This is a genomic window from Pseudomonas sp. LBUM1641, from assembly GCF_059716235.1.
Window position 1 is genome coordinate 6,538,079 of the sequence record NZ_CP166815.1, and the last position, 17,852, is coordinate 6,555,930.

At 59.8% G+C, this 17,852-nt stretch carries 17 protein-coding genes and 1 pseudogene; 8 read left to right on the top strand and 10 right to left on the bottom strand.

What is annotated here, in order from left to right:
* Position 1: 1 nt before the first annotated feature.
* Positions 2-358 (bottom strand): hypothetical protein, encoded by a 357-nt coding sequence (locus ACA046_RS30185; RefSeq protein ID WP_497675511.1) that lies wholly within the window; start codon positions 356-358, stop codon positions 2-4.
* Positions 359-432: 74 nt separating this feature from the next.
* Between ACA046_RS30185 and ACA046_RS30190 the strand changes: the two genes are divergently transcribed.
* Positions 433-798, top strand: a complete 366-nt coding sequence (locus tag ACA046_RS30190; protein WP_497675512.1) for a hypothetical protein — start codon at positions 433-435, stop codon at positions 796-798.
* A 45-nt stretch (positions 799-843) separates the two neighbouring features.
* Here the strand turns inward: ACA046_RS30190 and fdhA are convergent, their stop codons facing one another.
* The 8 genes from fdhA to ACA046_RS30230 form a co-directional block, all read right to left on the bottom strand.
* Entirely contained in the window at positions 844-2,043 is a 1,200-nt protein-coding gene (gene fdhA / locus ACA046_RS30195; RefSeq protein WP_088423304.1) for a formaldehyde dehydrogenase, glutathione-independent, read from the bottom strand.
* Between the two features lie 195 nt (positions 2,044-2,238).
* Positions 2,239-3,096 (bottom strand): formyltetrahydrofolate deformylase, encoded by an 858-nt coding sequence (purU, locus tag ACA046_RS30200; protein ID WP_167664144.1) that lies wholly within the window; start codon positions 3,094-3,096, stop codon positions 2,239-2,241.
* Between the two features lie 169 nt (positions 3,097-3,265).
* Positions 3,266-3,898: a sarcosine oxidase subunit gamma gene (locus tag ACA046_RS30205; protein ID WP_497675513.1), complete on the bottom strand. Its 633-nt coding sequence runs from the start codon at positions 3,896-3,898 to the stop codon at positions 3,266-3,268.
* 131 nt (positions 3,899-4,029) lie between these two features.
* Positions 4,030-7,047 carry a sarcosine oxidase subunit alpha gene (locus ACA046_RS30210; RefSeq protein ID WP_459024309.1) on the bottom strand — a complete coding sequence of 1,006 codons (3,018 nt, stop codon included), beginning with the start codon at positions 7,045-7,047 and terminating at the stop codon, positions 4,030-4,032.
* Positions 7,044-7,346 carry a sarcosine oxidase subunit delta gene (locus ACA046_RS30215; RefSeq protein WP_076017832.1) on the bottom strand — a complete coding sequence of 101 codons (303 nt, stop codon included), beginning with the start codon at positions 7,344-7,346 and terminating at the stop codon, positions 7,044-7,046. The genes ACA046_RS30210 and ACA046_RS30215 overlap by 4 nt, the downstream gene beginning before the upstream one ends.
* A 15-nt stretch (positions 7,347-7,361) precedes the next feature.
* Complete coding sequence (locus ACA046_RS30220) at positions 7,362-8,612, bottom strand: sarcosine oxidase subunit beta (RefSeq protein ID WP_010207084.1); 1,251 nt, start codon at positions 8,610-8,612, stop codon at positions 7,362-7,364.
* 22 nt (positions 8,613-8,634) lie between these two features.
* Positions 8,635-9,888, bottom strand: coding sequence for a serine hydroxymethyltransferase (gene glyA, locus ACA046_RS30225; protein WP_497675514.1), 1,254 nt, complete (start codon positions 9,886-9,888; stop codon positions 8,635-8,637).
* Between the two features lie 245 nt (positions 9,889-10,133).
* Complete coding sequence (locus tag ACA046_RS30230) at positions 10,134-10,862, bottom strand: TraX family protein (protein ID WP_459024313.1); 729 nt, start codon at positions 10,860-10,862, stop codon at positions 10,134-10,136.
* Between the two features lie 90 nt (positions 10,863-10,952).
* On the opposite strand from ACA046_RS30230, the gene ACA046_RS30235 reads away from it, so the two are divergent.
* The 6 genes and pseudogenes from ACA046_RS30235 (at position 10,953) to ACA046_RS30260 (ending at position 14,548) form a co-directional block, all read left to right on the top strand.
* Positions 10,953-11,993 (top strand): threonine aldolase family protein, encoded by a 1,041-nt coding sequence (locus ACA046_RS30235; protein WP_017476423.1) that lies wholly within the window; start codon positions 10,953-10,955, stop codon positions 11,991-11,993.
* A gap of 77 nt (positions 11,994-12,070) precedes the next feature.
* A pseudogene (locus tag ACA046_RS30240) lies at positions 12,071-12,553 on the top strand (cytosine permease); the annotation flags it as partial.
* Entirely contained in the window at positions 12,550-13,365 is an 816-nt protein-coding gene (locus ACA046_RS30245; protein WP_497675515.1) for a nitrilase-related carbon-nitrogen hydrolase, read from the top strand. The pseudogene ACA046_RS30240 and the gene ACA046_RS30245, both read left to right, overlap by 4 nt.
* A gap of 174 nt (positions 13,366-13,539) precedes the next feature.
* The gene (locus ACA046_RS30250; protein ID WP_459024317.1) at positions 13,540-13,740 is read left to right on the top strand and encodes a hypothetical protein; all 201 of its coding nucleotides are present in this window, start codon (positions 13,540-13,542) and stop codon (positions 13,738-13,740) included.
* 245 nt (positions 13,741-13,985) lie between these two features.
* Positions 13,986-14,210, top strand: coding sequence for a hypothetical protein (locus ACA046_RS30255; RefSeq protein ID WP_497675516.1), 225 nt, complete (start codon positions 13,986-13,988; stop codon positions 14,208-14,210).
* Positions 14,211-14,347: 137 nt separating this feature from the next.
* On the top strand, positions 14,348-14,548 hold the full coding sequence (locus ACA046_RS30260; RefSeq protein WP_459024321.1) for a hypothetical protein: 201 nt from the start codon (positions 14,348-14,350) through the stop codon (positions 14,546-14,548).
* A 66-nt stretch (positions 14,549-14,614) separates the two neighbouring features.
* On the opposite strand, the gene gbcB is transcribed toward ACA046_RS30260, so the two are convergent.
* Positions 14,615-15,715: a glycine betaine monooxygenase reductase subunit gene (gene gbcB, locus ACA046_RS30265; RefSeq protein ID WP_076017824.1), complete on the bottom strand. Its 1,101-nt coding sequence runs from the start codon at positions 15,713-15,715 to the stop codon at positions 14,615-14,617.
* Positions 15,716-15,998: 283 nt separating this feature from the next.
* Here gbcB and gbca point away from each other — a divergent pair, with 283 nt between their 5' ends.
* Positions 15,999-17,294, top strand: a complete 1,296-nt coding sequence (gbca, locus tag ACA046_RS30270; RefSeq protein WP_497675517.1) for a glycine betaine monooxygenase oxygenase subunit — start codon at positions 15,999-16,001, stop codon at positions 17,292-17,294.
* Positions 17,295-17,852: the final 558 nt, after the last annotated feature.

Genomic DNA, 17,852 nt, shown 5'->3' on the forward strand with positions numbered 1-17,852 from the left:
GCTACTCAGCTTCCCAATCGTCTTTTCTGCCATGTACAAAAAGCTCGATGCCGCTGAGCGCTATATGCAATACAGCACCTTTATAGTCGGATGCAGGCAAACGTTTCGTCATAGCCACTTTGAAGGAAGACCGCAACGCGTATTCGCTATGGCAACCGTTATTCTCATTCCGGGAATAATTCAACGCAGGGGTATGGTACTGGTTGAGGACGTTGAACAAATACCACGGCACCTCAAGTATTGGATGGTCATACCAACACTCGTTACCTGCCTCTCGCTTATAGGTATCACCATCACCGGGTTTCTTATAGAAAACTGAAATTTTATATAAAAAGGGCGCCCCTTGGGTTAATGCCAATTAGTAGCCGCTTTATGGCGGCACACTTGGGGAAGCGCTTGGCACACGACTCTATGAAGCCTCAGGAGATTGAAATGAATCTGGAGTCGATTGGAATTTACGCCGCCCTGATCATGATACTGAGCCTTCCCCTCAACTTTTATGTCATGTTTACAAAGCTCGAAACCGCGGAAAGTTACCTGCGATACAGCGTATATATCGCCATGAACAAACATATATTCCGCAACGACACATTCAACGGCAAGCACCAGCGCCTGTTTGCCGCTGCCACCATCATTCTGATGCCAAGCGTATTCGAGTGGAGGCGCCTCGTGCTGGCTGAGGACGTTAAAGCCATTCCTAAAAAATTGAAGCTATGGATTGTGTTGCCTTCATTACTGACGTTGATATCCGCCGCAATAATGACCCTTTCGGGATTAGCGCTGATTTACAAATCATAAATAATAAGGGCGCCCTCAGGACGCCCTTATTAATCACGTCACTGCCTACGCCGCGCTGAACAACTTGTGCGGATCGATCACAAACTTCTTCGGCACACCCGCATCGAACTCGCCGTAACCGCGGGGCGCGTCATCCAGGCTGATGACTTCCACGCCCACAATGTCGGCAATCTTGATGCGGTCCCACATGATCGCCTGCATCAGCTGACGGTTGTACTTCATCACCGGCGTCTGCCCGGTATGGAAGCTGTGGGACTTGGCCCAACCCAGGCCAAAGCGGATGCTCAGGCTGCCCATTTTCGCGGCAGCATCCACCGCACCCGGGTCTTCAGTCACATACAGGCCCGGGATGCCGATCTTGCCGGCTACCCGCACCACGCCCATCAACGAGTTGAGCACGGTGGCCGGAGCCTCGTGCTTGACGCCGTCATGCCCGTGGCCGCGCGCTTCAAAGCCCACCGCATCCACCGCGCAATCCACTTCCGGCTCGCCCAGCAGTGCGGCGATTTGTTCATGCAGCGGCGTGTCTTTCGACAGGTCGGCAATTTCAAAACCCTGGGCCTTGGCGTGGGCCAGGCGGATCGGGTTGACGTCACCGATGATCACCACCGCCGCGCCCAACAGCCGAGCGGAAGCGGCAGCGGCCAGGCCGACAGGGCCGGCACCGGCCACATAGACGGTGCTGCCCGGGCCGACACCGGCAGTGACTGCGCCGTGATAACCGGTGGGCAGGATGTCGGAGAGGCACGTCAGGTCACGGATTTTCTCCATGGCGCGGTCGCGGTCCGGCAGCTTCAGCAGGTTGAAGTCGGCGTACGGCACCAGCGCGTATTCGGCTTGGCCGCCGGTCCAGTCACCCATGTCGACGTAGCCGTAGGCACCGCCCGGACGGGCCGGGTTGACGCTCAGGCACACGCCGGTGTGCATTTCCTTGCAGGAACGGCAACGGCCGCACGCCACGTTGAACGGCACGGACACCAGATCGCCGATTTTCAGGTTCTCGACGTCGCTGCCCTTCTCGATCACTTCGCCGGTGATTTCGTGGCCCAGGACCAGGCCGGTCTGGGCAGTGGTGCGGCCGCGCACCATGTGTTGGTCGGAGCCGCAGATGTTGGTGGAGACCACGCGCAGGATGACGCCGTGCTCAATCTTCCTGCCACGGGGGTCCTGCATTTTGGGATAGTCGATTTTCTGTACTTCGACCTTGCCGTTGCCGAGATACACGACACCACGATTACCAGACATGCTTTCACCTCGCTGTTGTTTTTATGAAACCGCGTTGCCCAGGCAGGCAGCGCGTTAAAGTGCTCGGGTACAGATGCTGTTTTTTGCGTTGTTAGTAAGGGCCTCTTCGCGAGCAAGCCCGCTCCCACATTCGACCGCATTTCAAAGGTAGGACTCGGTCAACTGTGGGAGCGGGCTTGCTCGCGAAGGCGTCCATCAGAGCACCACTGTCCGATTGGCGTTCAGAAACACCCGCCGCTCAATGTGATACCCCACGGCCCGGGCCAGGGTCAGGCCTTCGATATCCCGCCCCTTGGCAATCAAGTCTTCCGGATAGTGACTGTGGTCCACCACCTCAACGCCCTGGGCGATGATCGGGCCTTCGTCCAAATCGTTGTTGATGTAATGCGCGGTGGCGCCCACCAGTTTCACGCCCTTGTTGTAGGCCTGGTGATACGGCTTGGCGCCCTTGAAACCGGGCAGCAGGGAGTGGTGGATGTTGATGGCTTTACCATCGAGCTTGCGGCACAGCTCCGGCGACAGCACTTGCATGTAGCGCGCAAGGATCACCAGTTCAGCGCCCGACTCTTCGATCACCTGCCACACCTGGCGCTCTTGGGACGGCTTGTCGTTGGGGTCCAGGGGAAAGTGGTAATAGGGAATCTGATGCCAGTCGGCGAGCGGCTTGAGGTCGGGGTGATTAGACACCACGGCCACCACATCCATCGACAGTTGGCCGATGCGCTGGCGGTAGAGCAAATCGTTGAGGCAGTGATCGGCCTTGGAGACCATGATCACCACTTTCGGCCGGTAATTCGGCGCAGTCAGTTCGAAGATCATGCCGAACGCTTCACCGCGGGTGGCCAGGCCATCGCGGAAGCCTTGTTCGTCAAAACCGTCGGGCTGGCGAAACTCCACGCGGATGAAGAAACGGCCCGAAAGCCGGTCATCAAACGAGTGGTGCTCAGTGACGTAGCAGCCCTGCTCGAACAGATAGCGGGTCACCGCGTCCACCGTGCCGAGCACGCTGGGGCAGTCGGCGGTCAAAATCCATGTATCGGGTACGCGGCTCATATTGGAATCCTCAGGCCTTTGTGGCGAGGGGGCTTGTCCCCCGTTGGGCTGCGAAGCAGCCCCAAAACCTGCCGCTCGGTTGTTTTCAGAAAAAATGCGCTGACCTTATTGGGACCGCTGCGCGCTCCAACGGGGGACAAGCCCCCTCGCCACAACAGCGTTCATTCCATCAAGCTTCGCCGCTTAAACCATACTCAGCCGCCGCATCCTGCAACCACAGCCACCAGTAATCCGAGAAGCTGCGACGAATCACCAGCTCCCAGGTGTCTTCAGCGGTATGACGAATCACCAACTGCGACTTGGCGAACACCGTACCCACGGCCTTGCCCACCGGGAAGCTGTTGGGGTGTACGTCGTAGCTGGTGGACTTCATCAGCACATCGCGTACGTTCGGACCGCTGAGTTCCAGAATCTGCTGGCCGCCGCTGACGTTGACGATCTGGATATGCAAATCCCCCAGCGCCTCACGCAGGCTTTTTTCGGCGGCGAATTCTTCACCACTCGGCACCACCAGCAGCCACTCATCCGGGCCCAGCCATTGCAGGCTGGTTTCACCCTTGACGATGACTTGCAACGCGCCGGGCAACTCGATGCCCAGGGCTTTGTGCACGCCGGCGGCGAAGGCTGCGTCGTGACCATCGCCACGAATGGTCAGGTGGCCGAGGAGTTTCTTTTCACGCACGGTCACGCCGGCGTTCTTGCGGCCCTTGCCCACCAGGCTGGCGAGGTCGGCATGGTGCAGCGACGACTCGGCCTTGGCTCCGGAGGTGGGGCGTTGTTGGTAAACATTGGCTGCTGTCATAAAGCACCTTTCTGAATTCTGTGGTGAATCTACTGGCGCCAACGCGGGCAAGCCCGGCTCCCACATTTTTAAATTGCGAATACCTTCAAATGTGGGAGCTGGCTTGCCTGCGATGCAGGCGACTCGGTCTGTCAGATGTTCTGGCGGTCGCCTTTAGGGTCAAAGAACACCGAAGAAACAATCTCCGCCTCGATCACGCTGCCATCCGCCAACGGGGCAAACACCCGCTCGCCGATGCGCTTCAAGCCGCCCTTCACCACGCCCATGGCAAACGAATAACCGAGGGAGTTGTGGGCATAACTGGAGGTGACGTGGCCGACCATCTTCATCGGGATCGTCTGCTTGGTGTCGAACACCAGTTGCGCGCCTTCCGGCAGCCACACGTTCGGGTCAATCGGCTTGAGTCCGACAAGCTGCTTGCGGTCTTCACGCACACAATCTTCGCGATTCATCCCGCGCCAGCCGAGCCACGAGAACGGTTTGGTGCGGCCTACACACCAGCCCATGTTCAGGTCGTCCGGGGTCATCGAGCCGTCGGTATCCTGGCCAACGATGATGAAACCCTTCTCGGCCCGCAGCACGTGCATGGTCTCGGTGCCGTATGGAGTCAGGTTGTACTTTTTACCAGCCTCGACGATTTTCTCGAGCACGCCCATGGCGTAGTCGGCCTGCACGTTGACTTCGTACGACAGCTCACCGGTAAACGAAATCCGGAACACCCGCGCCGGCACGCCGCCTACCAGGCCTTCTTTCCAGGTCATGAACGGGAAACCGTCCTTGTCCAGGTCGATGTCGGTGACTTCGCTCAACAGCTTCCGGCTGTTGGGGCCGGACAAGGTCATGGTTGCCCAGTGATCGGTGACCGAGGTGAAGTACACCTTGAGGTCTGGCCATTCGGTCTGCTGGTAGATTTCCAGCCACTGCAGTACGCGTGCTGCGCCGCCGGTGGTGGTGGTCATCAGGAAGTGGTTGTCGGCGAGGCAGGCGGTGACGCCGTCGTCGAAGACCATGCCGTCTTCCTTGCACATCAGGCCGTAGCGGGCCTTGCCCACGTCGAGCTTGGTCCAGGCGTTGCTGTAGATGCGGTTGAGAAACTCGCGGGCATCCGGGCCCTGAATGTCGATCTTGCCGAGGGTGGACGCGTCCAGCAGGCCGACGCTGTCGCGCACGGCCAGGCATTCGCGTTTCACGGCGGCGTGCAGGTCTTCACCGTTGCGCGGGAAGTACCATGGGCGTTTCCACTGGCCGACGTCTTCAAACTCGGCGCCGTTTTTCACGTGCCAAGCCTGCAGCGCGGTGTAGCGTACCGGCTCGAAGATGTGCCCACAGTGTCGGCCCGCTACTGCGCCGAACGTCACCGGCGTGTAGTTGGGACGGAACATGGTGGTGCCCATCTGCGGGATGGTCACGTTCAGCGAACGGGCCGCGATGGCCAGGCCGTTGACGTTGCCGAGCTTGCCCTGGTCGGTGCCGAAGCCCAGTGCGGTGTAGCGTTTGACGTGCTCTACCGACTCGAAACCTTCGCGGGTGGCGAGTTCGATGGCGGCGGCGGTGACGTCGTTTTGCAGGTCGACAAATTGCTTCGGCGCCCGTGCGGTAGCTTTCTCGTGAGGCACCTGGAACAGCGCCAGGGTCGGCTCTTCCAGACGGCTCAAGGCTTTGGGCAGCGTGCCTTCCACCGGCGCGAAACCGGCGTCGCTGGCTGCGCGCACGCCACCTTCAAAACCGTCGGCCAGGGAGTCGCCGAGGCCATAGACGCCATTGATACCACCGACGCACACGCGTTTCTGCGGTGCTTCGCCCGGTACAAAACCGAGGATGTCTTCACGCCAGGTCGGCTTGCCGCCCAAGTGTGAGGCCAGGTGAACCACCGGGCTGTAGCCGCCGGAACTGGCGACCAGGTCGCAGTCCAGCCATTCGCCAGGGCTGGTGACCTTGTGGGCTTTGACATCGATGGCGGCCACGCGGGCGCCGGTCACGTGCTTGCTGCCACGGGCTTCGATCACGGCGCTGCCGGTGAGGATGCGGATGCCTTTGGCACGCGCCTCTTCAACCAGTGCACCGCGCGGGTTGTGGCGCGCATCCGCCACAGCCACCACGGAGAGGCCAGCATCAAACCAGTCCAGTGCAACGCGGTAGGCGTGATCGTTGTTAGTCGACAGCACCAGTTTTTTACCCGGCGCCACGCCGTAGCGGCGCACGTAAGTGGAGACGGCACCGGCCAGCATGTTTCCCGGCACGTCGTTGTTGCCGTACACCAGCGGACGTTCACAAGCGCCGGTCGCCAGCACCACACGCTTGGCGCGAACCCGGTGAATACGCTGACGCACCTGGCCAATCGGCGCACGGTCACCGAGGTGGTCGGTAAGGCGCTCGTGAATGGTCAGGAAGTTATGGTCGTGGTAACCGTTAACTGTGGCGCGAGGCAGCAGCACCACGTCCGGCAGGGATTTCAGTTCAGCGATAACACTGGCAACCCAATCGGCCGCCGGCTTGCCATCGAGGCTTTCACGGGAGTCCAGCAAGGAACCGCCAAACTCTTCCTGCTCGTCCGCGATGATCACCCGTGCGCCACTGCGGGCTGCGGCCAATGCAGCGGACAGGCCGGCAGGGCCAGCGCCCACAATCAGCACGTCGCAATGACGGTTCATGTAGTCGTAGGTGTCCGGATCGTTCTCGGTCGGTGAGCGGCCAAGACCAGCGGCCTTACGGATGTACTTCTCGTAAGTCATCCAGAACGATTGCGGGTACATGAAGGTTTTGTAGTAGAAGCCCGGCGGCATCAGCTTGCCGCCGACCTTGCCGAGAATGCCCATCATGTCGTTGTTCACGCTCGGCCAGCCGTTGGTGCTGGTGGCGACCAAACCCTGGTACAGCGCCTGTTGCGTGGCACGCACGTTAGGGATTTGCGTGGCTTCGGTAGCGCCGATCTGCAACACCGCGTTCGGCTCTTCGGCACCGGCGGCGAAGATGCCGCGCGGGCGGGAATACTTGAAGCTGCGACCGATGATGTCGACGCCGTTGGCCAGCAGTGCGGCGGCCAGGGTGTCGCCTTCAAAGCCTTTGTAGCTCTGGCCGTTGAAGGTAAAGCTCAGGGCTTTGTTACGGTCGATGCGACCACCGTTGGACAGGCGATTGATCTGGCTCATACCTTCTCTCCAGAAGCCTTGGCGGTGAATTGCGGCTTGCTGCCAATCTTGTAGGTTTCAAGAATTTCGTAGGTCACGGTGTCGCGGGTCGCGTTGAAATACTGGCGGCAACCGGCGGCGTGAATCCACAGTTCGTGGTGCAGGCCGCGCGGGTTGTCGCGGAAGAACATGTAGTCGCCCCACTGCTCATCGGTGCAGGTGTTCGGGTCCAGCGGGCGCGGGATGTGCGCTTGGCCGGACGCGTGGAATTCCTCTTCGGAGCGCAGTTCGCCACAGTGAGGACAGAAGATATGCAACATAGGGAATTTCTCCTGTTAGTGGGCGACGGCCGCAGCGCCGTGTTCGTCGATCAGCGCACCGTTGTGGAAACGGTCGATGGAGAATGGAGCAGCCAATGGGTGCATTTCACCCTTGGCAAGGCTGGCGGCAAACACGTTGCCTGAGCCGGGGGTGGCCTTGAAGCCACCGGTGCCCCAACCGCAGTTGAAGAACATGTTCGGTACCGGGGTCTTGGAGATGATCGGGCACGCGTCCGGCGTGGTGTCGACGATGCCGCCCCACTGGCGGTTCATGCGCACGCGGGACAGCACCGGGAACATCTCGACGATGGCCTGGATGGTGTGTTCGATTACCGGGTACGAGCCGCGCTGGCCATAGCCGTTGTAGCCGTCGATACCGGCGCCGATCACCAGGTCGCCTTTGTCGGACTGGCTGATGTAGCCGTGCACGGCGTTGGACATGATCACGCTGTCGATGATGGGTTTGATCGGCTCCGACACCAACGCTTGCAGCGGGTGTGATTCGATTGGCAGGCGGAAGCCCGCCAGCGAAGCCATGTGACCGGAGTTACCGGCCGTCACCACGCCGACGCGCTTGGCGCCGATGAAGCCTTTGTTGGTTTCCACGCCGATGCACACGCCGTTTTCCTTGCGGAAACCGATGACTTCGGTCTGCTGGATCAGGTCCACGCCCAGTGCGTCAGCGGCGCGGGCAAAGCCCCAGGCCACGGCATCGTGACGGGCCACGCCGCCGCGACGTTGCACGGTGGCGCCGAGTACTGGGTAGCGGGTGTTCTTGGAGCAGTCGAGGTACGGAATCTCGTCGGCCACTTGTTTGGCGTTGAGCAGTTCACCGTCCACGCCGTTGAGGCGGTTGGCGCTGACGCGACGCTCGGAGTCACGGATGTCTTGCAGGGTGTGGCACAGGTTGTAGACGCCACGCTGGGAGAACATCACGTTGTAGTTCAGGTCCTGAGACAAACCTTCCCAGAGCTTCATCGCGTGTTCGTACAGGTGCGCCGATTCGTCCCACAGGTAGTTGGAACGCACGATGGTGGTGTTGCGCGCGGTGTTACCGCCGCCCAGCCAGCCTTTCTCGACCACGGCCACGTTGGTGATGCCGTGTTCTTTGGCCAGGTAGTAAGCGGTTGCCAGACCATGCCCGCCGCCGCCGACGATGACCACGTCGTAGACCTTTTTAGGGGTGGGCGTGCGCCACATTTTCTGCCAGTTTTCGTGGTGGCTGAGTGAGTGCTTGAAGAGGCCGAAGCCCGAGTAGCGTTGCATAGTCATTACTCCAAAACCGCGCTCAGCGATAAACCGGGAAATCAGCGCACAGGGCGGCCACATGCCTGGCGACGTTGGCCTCTACATCGGCGTCGCCGAGGTTGTCGAGGATGTCGCAGATCCAGCCGGCCAGCTCCAGGCATTGGGTCGCTTTGAAGCCACGCGTGGTCACCGCCGGCGTACCGATGCGCAGGCCCGAAGTCACGAAGGGCGACTGCGGGTCGTTAGGCACGGCGTTCTTGTTGACGGTGATATGGGCGCGACCAAGGGCTGCGTCCGCCTCTTTGCCGGTGAGGCCCTGACGGATCAGGCTGACCAGGAACAAGTGGTTATCGGTGCCGCCGGACACTACATCGTAGCCGCGTTTGATAAACACGCCGGCCATGGCCTGGGCGTTGTCGATCACTTGCTGCTGATAGGCCTTGAAACCCGGCTCCTGGGCTTCCTTGAAGCACACCGCCTTGCCGGCGATCACGTGCATCAGCGGGCCGCCCTGGGCACCCGGGAACACTGCAGAGTTGAGTTTCTTTTCAATTTCTTCGTTGGCACGGGCCAGGATCAACCCGCCACGGGGACCACGCAGGGTCTTGTGGGTCGTGGTGGTGACCACATCGGCGTAGGGCAGCGGGTTCGGGTACAGACCAGCGGCCACCAGGCCAGCGACGTGGGCCATGTCGACGAACAGCAGCGCACCGACCTTGTCGGCAATCTGGCGGAAGCGCGGGAAATCCAGGGTCTTGGAGTAAGCGGAGAAACCGGCCACGACCATCTTCGGCTTGTGCTCCACGGCCAGGCGCTCGACTTCGTCGTAGTCGATCAGGCCGGTGGCGGTGTCGATGCCGTATTGCACCGCGTTGTACAGCTTGCCCGAGGACGACACTTTGGCGCCGTGGGTCAGGTGGCCGCCGTGGGCCAGGCTCATGCCAAGGATAGTGTCACCAGCGTTCAGCAGCGCCAGGTACACCGCGCTGTTGGCGGACGAACCGGAGTGTGGCTGCACGTTGGCGTAGTCGGCGTCGAACAGCTGCTTGGCGCGTTCGATGGCCAGCACTTCTACTTTATCGACGTGCTCGCAGCCACCGTAGTAGCGCTTGCCCGGATAACCTTCGGCGTATTTGTTGGTGAGGCCGCTGCCCTGGGCTTCCATGACGCGCTTGCTGGTGTAGTTCTCTGACGCGATCAGCTCGATATGATCTTCCTGGCGCTGCTCCTCGGCATTCATGGCCGCCAGCAGTGCATCGTCATAACCCTGGATCTGGTCTTGCTTGCTGAACATCGCGTCTCTCCCAGCATTTCGTCTTGTTGAGGCCCGTGCACGCGGCAGCGCCCTTTGATGCGATGGTAGGGCTGGTACAGACAGACCAAATGCCTACGGACGCCACGCAAAGGTGCGTTTACGACATGGCCCTCGGCATTTGTAGGAGCGAGCTTGCTCGCGAAAAACCTGAGGGCGCCGCGCGCATCCAGACAGCCCTCGTAATCGTTGACGTTTTTCGCGAGCAAGCTCGCTCCTACAAGGGGTTAGGCGATGATCTTTCGAAGGAGTAGCAGCAGCAAGAAATGCGCTGGATAAAGCGCATACGCCCAGCGCCGCATGGCCGGCGGCGACACCTGCCTGGCCTGTCGCAACAAGACCAATCCGGCCAGTGGCGCAATCAGGCATGTCGCCAATCCCAGCATCGCCACCGGCGTGCCGCTATTGAGCAGGATCTGCCATTGATTGGCGGCCAGGCACACCACACCCGGCAGCACGCTGAAATACCACGGCCGGCGAAACACCAGCAGCATCGCCAACGGCAGCAGCACGCCAAAAAAGCCGAACATCAACTGCGCCGAAAACAACCCCGCCAAAACCAGCGCGATCAACGCCAATCCTCGATCAATTGCCGCCTTCTGCTGCCATCCACGGGCAACCAGCAAGCCCAGCGCCAGGGTTGGCAGGACGTTCAGCGTATCGGCGTCGTCAATGAACATCCGGTACGGCACCTCACTGATCACACTGAACAGCAGCAACCAGCCCAGATAGCGCCACTGCCCGGTCACCGGCGCGTCCTTGACCCGATGCAAATTCGCCGCAATCGCCAGGCAAAACCACGGGAACGCCAGGCGGCCCGGCACATACAGCCCGTCCAGGCTCAAACCGACATACCGCAGGTGGTCCAGCACCATACTCAGCAGCGCCAGCCACTTGAGCAGGTCCAGGGCGCCATCGCGGACGCGGCTTACAGGAACGCTTTCAGAACCGTGCATAATTCCCCAATGACTTTGCATTAACAGTGCGTGCGCCCGCCCGACAATCTTGGGTAAAGTGCGCACCAACATCGACCACAGGACTGGGCCATGACCGACAAGAGCCAACAATTCGCCAGCGACAACTATTCCGGCATCTGCCCGGAAGCCTGGGCCGCCATGGAACTCGCCAACCAGGGCCATCAACGCGCCTATGGCGATGATGAATGGACCCACCGCGCCGCCGACGGTTTCCGCAAACTGTTCGAAACCGACTGCGAAGTGTTCTTCGCCTTCAACGGTACCGCGGCCAACTCCCTGGCGCTGTCCTCCTTGTGCCAGAGCTACCATAGCGTGATTTGCTCGGAAACCGCCCACGTCGAAACCGACGAATGCGGCGCGCCGGAGTTTTTCTCCAACGGTTCCAAGCTGCTCACCGCCCGCACCGAAAACGGCAAGCTGACCCCGGAGTCGATCCGCGAGATCGCCCTCAAGCGCCAGGACATCCACTACCCGAAACCCCGCGTCGTCACCCTGACCCAGGCCACCGAAGTCGGCAGCGTCTACACCCCGGAAGAAATCCGCGCCATCAGCGTCACCTGCAAGGAACTGGGGCTGAACCTGCACATGGACGGCGCGCGTTTCTCCAACGCTTGCGCATTCCTCGGCTGCTCGCCGGCCGACCTGACCTGGAAAGCCGGCGTCGACGTGCTGTGTTTTGGCGGCACCAAGAACGGCATGGCCGTGGGTGAAGCGATCCTGTTCTTCAACCACAAGCTGGCCGAAGACTTCGACTACCGCTGCAAACAGGCCGGGCAGCTTGCCTCAAAGATGCGCTTCCTCTCCGCCCCGTGGGTGGGCCTGCTGGAAAACGACGCCTGGCTCAAACACGCCCGCCACGCCAACCACTGCGCGCAATTGCTCAGCAGCCTGGTGGCGGATATTCCGGGGGTGGAGTTGATGTTCCCGGTGCAGGCCAACGGCGTGTTCCTGCAACTGTCGGAACCGGCGATTGCTGCGCTGACGGCCAAGGGCTGGCGCTTCTACACCTTCATCGGCAAAGGCGGCGCCCGGTTCATGTGTGCGTGGGATACCGAGGAAGAGCGCGTGCGGGAACTGGCCGCGGATATTCGGGAAGTGATGCAGGGCTGAACATCCTGGGCGCGGCCATACCGGCCGCGCCCTCCGAGGTTACAGCTCTACTGGCGTGAGCACCTCCCACGCATCCCTTTGTGAAGATTCAGCCGCGCCTCAAGAGCCGGGTGATTGGTATCGGCCTGGTGGCGGCGGTGATTTTCATGATCACCCTGAGTATTCCCGAGAGTTACCTGGCAAGTTTCAACACCTTTGTGCTGCTGATGTTGTACTTCCTGGTGCCGTGGACCGCCGTGAACCTCGCGGACTTCTACCTGGTGCGCAAAGGCAAATACGCCATCAGCGACATCTTCAACCCGGCCGGCATCTACGGCCAATGGGGCAGCGTCGGCCTGGTTGCGTACTGCCTGGGGCTGATGTCGATGGTGCCGTTCATGTCGCTGAGTTTCTATGAAGGCCCTGCGGCCGCAGCACTGGGAGGTGCGGATGTGGCGTTTGTCATCGGGCTGGCGGTTTCGGCAGTGATCTATTGTGTGATGAGCCGCAACCTCGACCGCGAGGCAGAGCGTCGTGCTATTGCCGCCAGCGAGGCGGTTCTGGAAGGAGTCCAGCCATGAATCCTGTACGAGTGATGTGTCATCAACTGGCACCACGGATCGCCGATGTACCTTACAACCGCGCGCTATGCGCCGACGCGATCCGTGGTGCAGCCGCACTGGGCGCACAGGTGGTCGTCCTGCCGGAACTGATACAAAGCGGCTACGTGTTCAATGACCGGGAAGACGCCCATGCGGTATCGGAGACCCTGGACGGGCCGACGCTCAGCGAGTGGAAAACCCTGGCCGCCGAGCTGAACATCATCATCGTTGCCGGTTTTTGCGAGCGGCTGACCGCCGGGCGAGTGGCCAACAGTGCGGCGCTGGTAGAGCCCGACGGCGGCCTGACGGTGTATCGCAAGGCGCACCTGTGGAATCGCGAAAAGCTGATATTCACCCCCGGCAGCGCACCGCCGCCCGTGGTGGAAACCGTCGTGGGCCGGATTGCCGTAATGATTTGTTATGACCTGGAACTGCCCGAATGGGTGCGTCTGGCGGCACTCGCTGGCGCCGACCTGCTGTGCGCCCCGGTGAACTGGCCCGACGGCTCACGCCCCGCCGGTGAACGGCCAGGAGAAGTCGTGCGGGTACAAGCCAACGCGGCGGTCAATCGCATGTTTATCGCAGCCTGCGACCGCTACGGCGAAGAACGCGGCGTCAACTGGGTGGGTGGCTCGGTGATCGTCAGCTCCGAAGGTTACCCATTGGCCGGTGGCACCGCCCATCAGAAAGAACTGCGGTTAATCGTTGACCTGCCACTGGTTCAGGCCCGGGACAAATACATCAGCGACTACAACCATGTGCATCAGGACCGTCGACCAGGATTGTACTGAGCCCGACAATGGATGCTGGCGGAGTGCCGAGACTGTTTTTTGATATTTCTGACAGCAACCAACCTGAATTTCTTTGACTAGCCTCTTGGAACCCGAAAGGAAAAGGCCGCCTTTCGGGACCAACCGCCAGCCGAATAATCGGCCGGAAACGGAAATCCAGCAGAGGGCAATACCATGGAAGCACAACGCTACGGCAACAACCTGCAAGGCGAAGGCACTATCAGCACCACCGTCATCGACTGGGACGAATTCAGAAAATCCGCGAAAATCGGTGACACCATCAGCGAACCGACGAGGACATTGCGGATCACTGACAAAGTCTTTGAACTGACAGCATCAGGCCAGCACTTCGTTGTGCATATTTACGCGCAATAACCGATAACGCCTTAAGACACGCGCAGAAGATTCATGACCTTCTGCGCGGTGCCGAGATGATTTAACCCCGTCCCCTTCCAGTCCGTCTGACGCAGACGCACCTATTTTGGCTTGTCAACCTGTAAAACTTGACAGCTAGGCAAGACAGCCGCGGGCTACTACTGTCGCCCTGCACTCAAGCACCAAAAAATGAAGAGAGATTGGTCGAGTGCCCTATTGATTTGTCACCTGGCAAGGAGAAACAAATGAGCTCACAACCAACAATCAAATTTACGGTTAATGGCGTAGCACAAACCCCGTCACTGACGGACGCCGGTGTAGAGTCTCTTCTCAAGATGCATACCCATGACCGAGTGGATAATGGCCCAGACAGTGGCTTCTATCGATCCCTAAAGCTGGTACGTAAAGATTTTGTATATAGGGACGACCTCTACCAGCTCTCCGAGGTTTTTTTTGAAGGTACTAACTGAAACTTCCTCGGCACTCCCGCCGTTCGTCGACACTGGTATTTCTGACAGTGCGCCCCACCTGACTGCGGCGGCGTACTGTCTGACGACACCTGAAAAGGAATTCACGCCTTCTTTCGGGCCACATCGAGGACAACACTATGACCGAACATGACCACGGCAAACCGCTCCAAAGCAAAACCCATCATGCTGACACCATCGTTGATTGGGATGAGTTCAGGAAAATCGTGAACATCGGTGACACCTATGAATTCGAGGGTGTGTCCAGGGTCGTTACCAAAAAGGTCTACGAAGTGACGCCAGCAGGGGACGCGTTCAACATCTACGTTTACATCGACTGACAGACTGCCGCCCTAACCTGCCTCTTAGGGCCCCCGCTCTGCCGAGAGCCTAAAGAGGCAACCCGATTAGAATTCGATCCGCACATCACCCTTCGGCACGCTGCAGCACGACAGGATGTAACCCTCGGCTTCGTCTTCCTCGGTGATCCCGCCGTTGTGCTCCATCTCGACCTCCCCACCCAGTTTCATCACCTTGCACGTCCCGCAAATCCCCATTCCGCAGGCCTTCGGAATCAGCAAGCCAAGTTTGGCCGCCGCCGCGTGTACGGTCTCGCCCGGTGCCACGCGGATGCTTTTGCCCGAGGCAATGAATTCCACCTGGTGCAGGTCCGCGAGGTCGATTTCCGGCGCATCCGCCGCTTGTTCGGCTTGTTCCACTGCGTCCGCACGGGCTTCCGGTGGCGTCGCGCCGAAAGACTCCTCGTGGTAGCGGCTCATGTCGAAGCCGGCGGCTTCCAGCAGGCGCTTTACCGCATTCATGTAAGGCGTCGGGCCGCAGCAGAAGACTTCCCGCTCCAGGAAGTCCGGCACCATCAGTTCGAGCATCTTGTGGTTCAGGTAGCCGCGATAGCCAGCCCAGGGTTCACCCAAGCCGTGTTTCTCGCAGATCAGGTGCAGGCTGAAGTTATCGATCCGCGACGCCATGTGCTCCAGTTCGCGGTGATAGATGATGTCTTTCGGCGAGCGGGCGCTGTGGATAAATGTCATGTCGACGTTGGCGTTGGTGTCGTAATACCAGCGGGCCATGGACATGACCGGTGTGATACCCACGCCACCGCTCAAGTACAAAACTTTCGGGTTGCTGAAGTCGATGGCGTTGAACAGACCCACCGGCCCGTGCACCGCCAGCTCCTGGCCTTCGTGCAGCGTGTCGTGCAGCCAGTTGGATACCTTGCCGCCCGGCACACGCTTGATGGTCACCGAAAAGCTGTAAGGCACCGAGGGCGAACTGGAAATAGTGTACGAGCGCATGATCGGCTGGCCGTCGATTTCCAGCTCCAGGGTGACGAACTGCCCGGGCTTGAAAAAGAACAGGATCGGCTGGTCGGCCATAAAGCAGAAGGTGCGCACGTCCCAGGTTTCCTGGATGACTTTGACGCAACGGACGATGTGCCGACCATTGGCCCAGGTCTGGGTAGTTACCGGATTCAGGAAGCTGTTGGACATGCTGTTCTCCGTAGCCGTGTGTCGGCCTTATGGTGGCGATTCTGCGTAACGCGCGAATCACCCATTTACCTATCTGCGACATTCACATACTTATCGCGACCAGCCCCCATACCACGGGGGTTGCGCGTCGGGAACAGAGTGGGCCATGTCGTTCATGGATAAGGTTCTGGCCTTTGCGGGGCCCACACTCGCTCCCAACAAAGACGCTTTCTTTACGCCTTGCTGCAAAACCTGATCAGCCACTTTTCGCCGGCCACACAGAATGGCCATGAGGACACACACGATGGACGTCACCGCAACCTTAAGCTTGGGCGATCCGCTGGAACCCGCACGCAAGGCCACCGCGCAAATGCTGCAAGAGCGCGAGCGCACCTTTTCGCTGCCGCAGCCGTTTTACTCTGATGAGCGGCTGTTCGATATCGACATGCAGGAAATTTTCCAGAAAGAGTGGTTGATCGCCGGCATGACCTGCGAGATCCCTGCCAAAGGCAACTACATCACGCTGCAAGTGGGCAAGAACCCGATCATCGTGATCCGTGGCGCCGACGGCGTGGTGCATGCGTTCCATAACGTGTGCCGCCATCGCGGTTCGCGCTTGTGCACCAGCGACAAGGGCAAGGTCGCCAAGCTGGTGTGCCATTACCACCAGTGGACGTACGAGCTGGACGGCCGCCTGCTGTTCGCCGGCACCGAAATGGGCGCCGACTTCGACATGAAGCAGTACGGCCTCAAGCCGGTAAACGTGAAAACCGCCGGTGGCTACATCTTTATCAGCCTGTCTTCGACTCCACCGGCCATCGACGACTTCCTGTCGACCCTGAGCCATTACATGGAACCCTACGACATGGAGAACACCAAGGTGGCGATCCAGACCACCTTGTTCGAAAAAGCCAACTGGAAGCTGGTGCTGGAAAACAACCGCGAGTGCTACCACTGCAACGCGTCGCACCCGGAACTGTTGAAAACCCTGCTGGAGTGGGACGACGTCACCGACCCGCGGGCCGACCAGGCCTTCAAGGACCACGTAGCCGCTTCCGCTGCCGCCTGGGATGCCGAAAAGATCCCTTACGCCCACGCCAGCTTTGGCCTGCGTAACCGTATCGTGCGCATGCCGTTGCTCAAGGGCACCGTGTCGATGACCCTCGACGGCAAGCAAGGCTGCAACAAGCTGATGGGCCGCATCAAGAACCCGGACCTGGGTTCGATGCGCATCCTGCACCTGCCACATTCGTGGAACCACTGCATGGGCGACCACATCATCGTGTTCACCGTGTGGCCGATCAGCGCCCAGGAAACCATGGTCACCACCAAGTGGATCGTGCACAAGGACGCCGTGGAAGGTGTGGATTACGACGTCGAGCGCATGCGCAAAGTGTGGGACGCCACCAACGACCAGGACCGTCGCCTGGCCGAAGAGAACCAGCGCGGGATCAACTCCACTGCGTACCAGCCAGGGCCGTACTCCAAAACTTATGAGTTTGGTGTGGTCAACTTTGTGGACTGGTACAGCGAGCGGATGCTGAACAACCTGGGGGCGGCGCCAGCGCCGTATCTGAAAGGCGTGGCCGTACACGAGTAACCGGCTGACACGCCGCCGATCAACATGTGGGAGCCGGGCTTGCCCGCGATAGCGATTTAACATTCAACCCCTCTGTTGGCTGTTACTCCGTCATCGCGGGCAAGCCCGGCTCCCACACTGGTTTGTGACTGTACAAAATTCATCCAACACTCTGACAGACCGCTGCCCGCCTTACTTCCAGCCATTGCCCAACAACTTATCCACAAAGCCACCCACAGCAGTTGTGGGCAACTGCGCTTTCCCGTCGAAATAAAACCAAGAAAATCCGTGACTTATTCAAAGGTACCGGTTTTATCCCACATTGATCGTTTTTTGATCTAAAGCCTGAAAGCCACGGCGGGTATGGGCTACAGAGGAACGCAAACACCTTATCCACAGAAACGCCAACAGACTTTGGGGGCAACTTTGGCCTATCTGTGGAAAACCGGCTGAAGCAGAGGAAAATCGCGGCTTTGAGCGCAAAATGAAGCTGGAATGGCGATATTGGTTATATTTTAACCAGAACACTGTAAGCCACGCTTCATATGGTCTACAGCGGATAGCGAACATCTTATCCAC

Coding starts and splice junctions, on each gene's coding strand:
- ACA046_RS30250 (WP_459024317.1), top strand. CDS start 13,540: ATGGAAGCACAACGCTACGGCAACAACCTGCAAGGCGAAGGCACTATC.
- ACA046_RS30190 (WP_497675512.1), top strand. CDS start 433: ATGAATCTGGAGTCGATTGGAATTTACGCCGCCCTGATCATGATACTG.
- fdhA (WP_088423304.1), bottom strand. CDS start 2,043: ATGTCTGGTAATCGTGGTGTCGTGTATCTCGGCAACGGCAAGGTCGAA.
- gbca (WP_497675517.1), top strand. CDS start 15,999: ATGGACGTCACCGCAACCTTAAGCTTGGGCGATCCGCTGGAACCCGCA.
- ACA046_RS30235 (WP_017476423.1), top strand. CDS start 10,953: ATGACCGACAAGAGCCAACAATTCGCCAGCGACAACTATTCCGGCATC.
- ACA046_RS30230 (WP_459024313.1), bottom strand. CDS start 10,862: ATGCACGGTTCTGAAAGCGTTCCTGTAAGCCGCGTCCGCGATGGCGCC.
- ACA046_RS30215 (WP_076017832.1), bottom strand. CDS start 7,346: ATGTTGCATATCTTCTGTCCTCACTGTGGCGAACTGCGCTCCGAAGAG.
- ACA046_RS30220 (WP_010207084.1), bottom strand. CDS start 8,612: ATGCAACGCTACTCGGGCTTCGGCCTCTTCAAGCACTCACTCAGCCAC.
- gbcB (WP_076017824.1), bottom strand. CDS start 15,715: ATGTCCAACAGCTTCCTGAATCCGGTAACTACCCAGACCTGGGCCAAT.
- ACA046_RS30245 (WP_497675515.1), top strand. CDS start 12,550: ATGAATCCTGTACGAGTGATGTGTCATCAACTGGCACCACGGATCGCC.
- purU (WP_167664144.1), bottom strand. CDS start 3,096: ATGAGCCGCGTACCCGATACATGGATTTTGACCGCCGACTGCCCCAGC.
- ACA046_RS30255 (WP_497675516.1), top strand. CDS start 13,986: ATGAGCTCACAACCAACAATCAAATTTACGGTTAATGGCGTAGCACAA.
- glyA (WP_497675514.1), bottom strand. CDS start 9,888: ATGTTCAGCAAGCAAGACCAGATCCAGGGTTATGACGATGCACTGCTG.
- ACA046_RS30210 (WP_459024309.1), bottom strand. CDS start 7,047: ATGAGCCAGATCAATCGCCTGTCCAACGGTGGTCGCATCGACCGTAAC.
- ACA046_RS30205 (WP_497675513.1), bottom strand. CDS start 3,898: ATGACAGCAGCCAATGTTTACCAACAACGCCCCACCTCCGGAGCCAAG.
- ACA046_RS30260 (WP_459024321.1), top strand. CDS start 14,348: ATGACCGAACATGACCACGGCAAACCGCTCCAAAGCAAAACCCATCAT.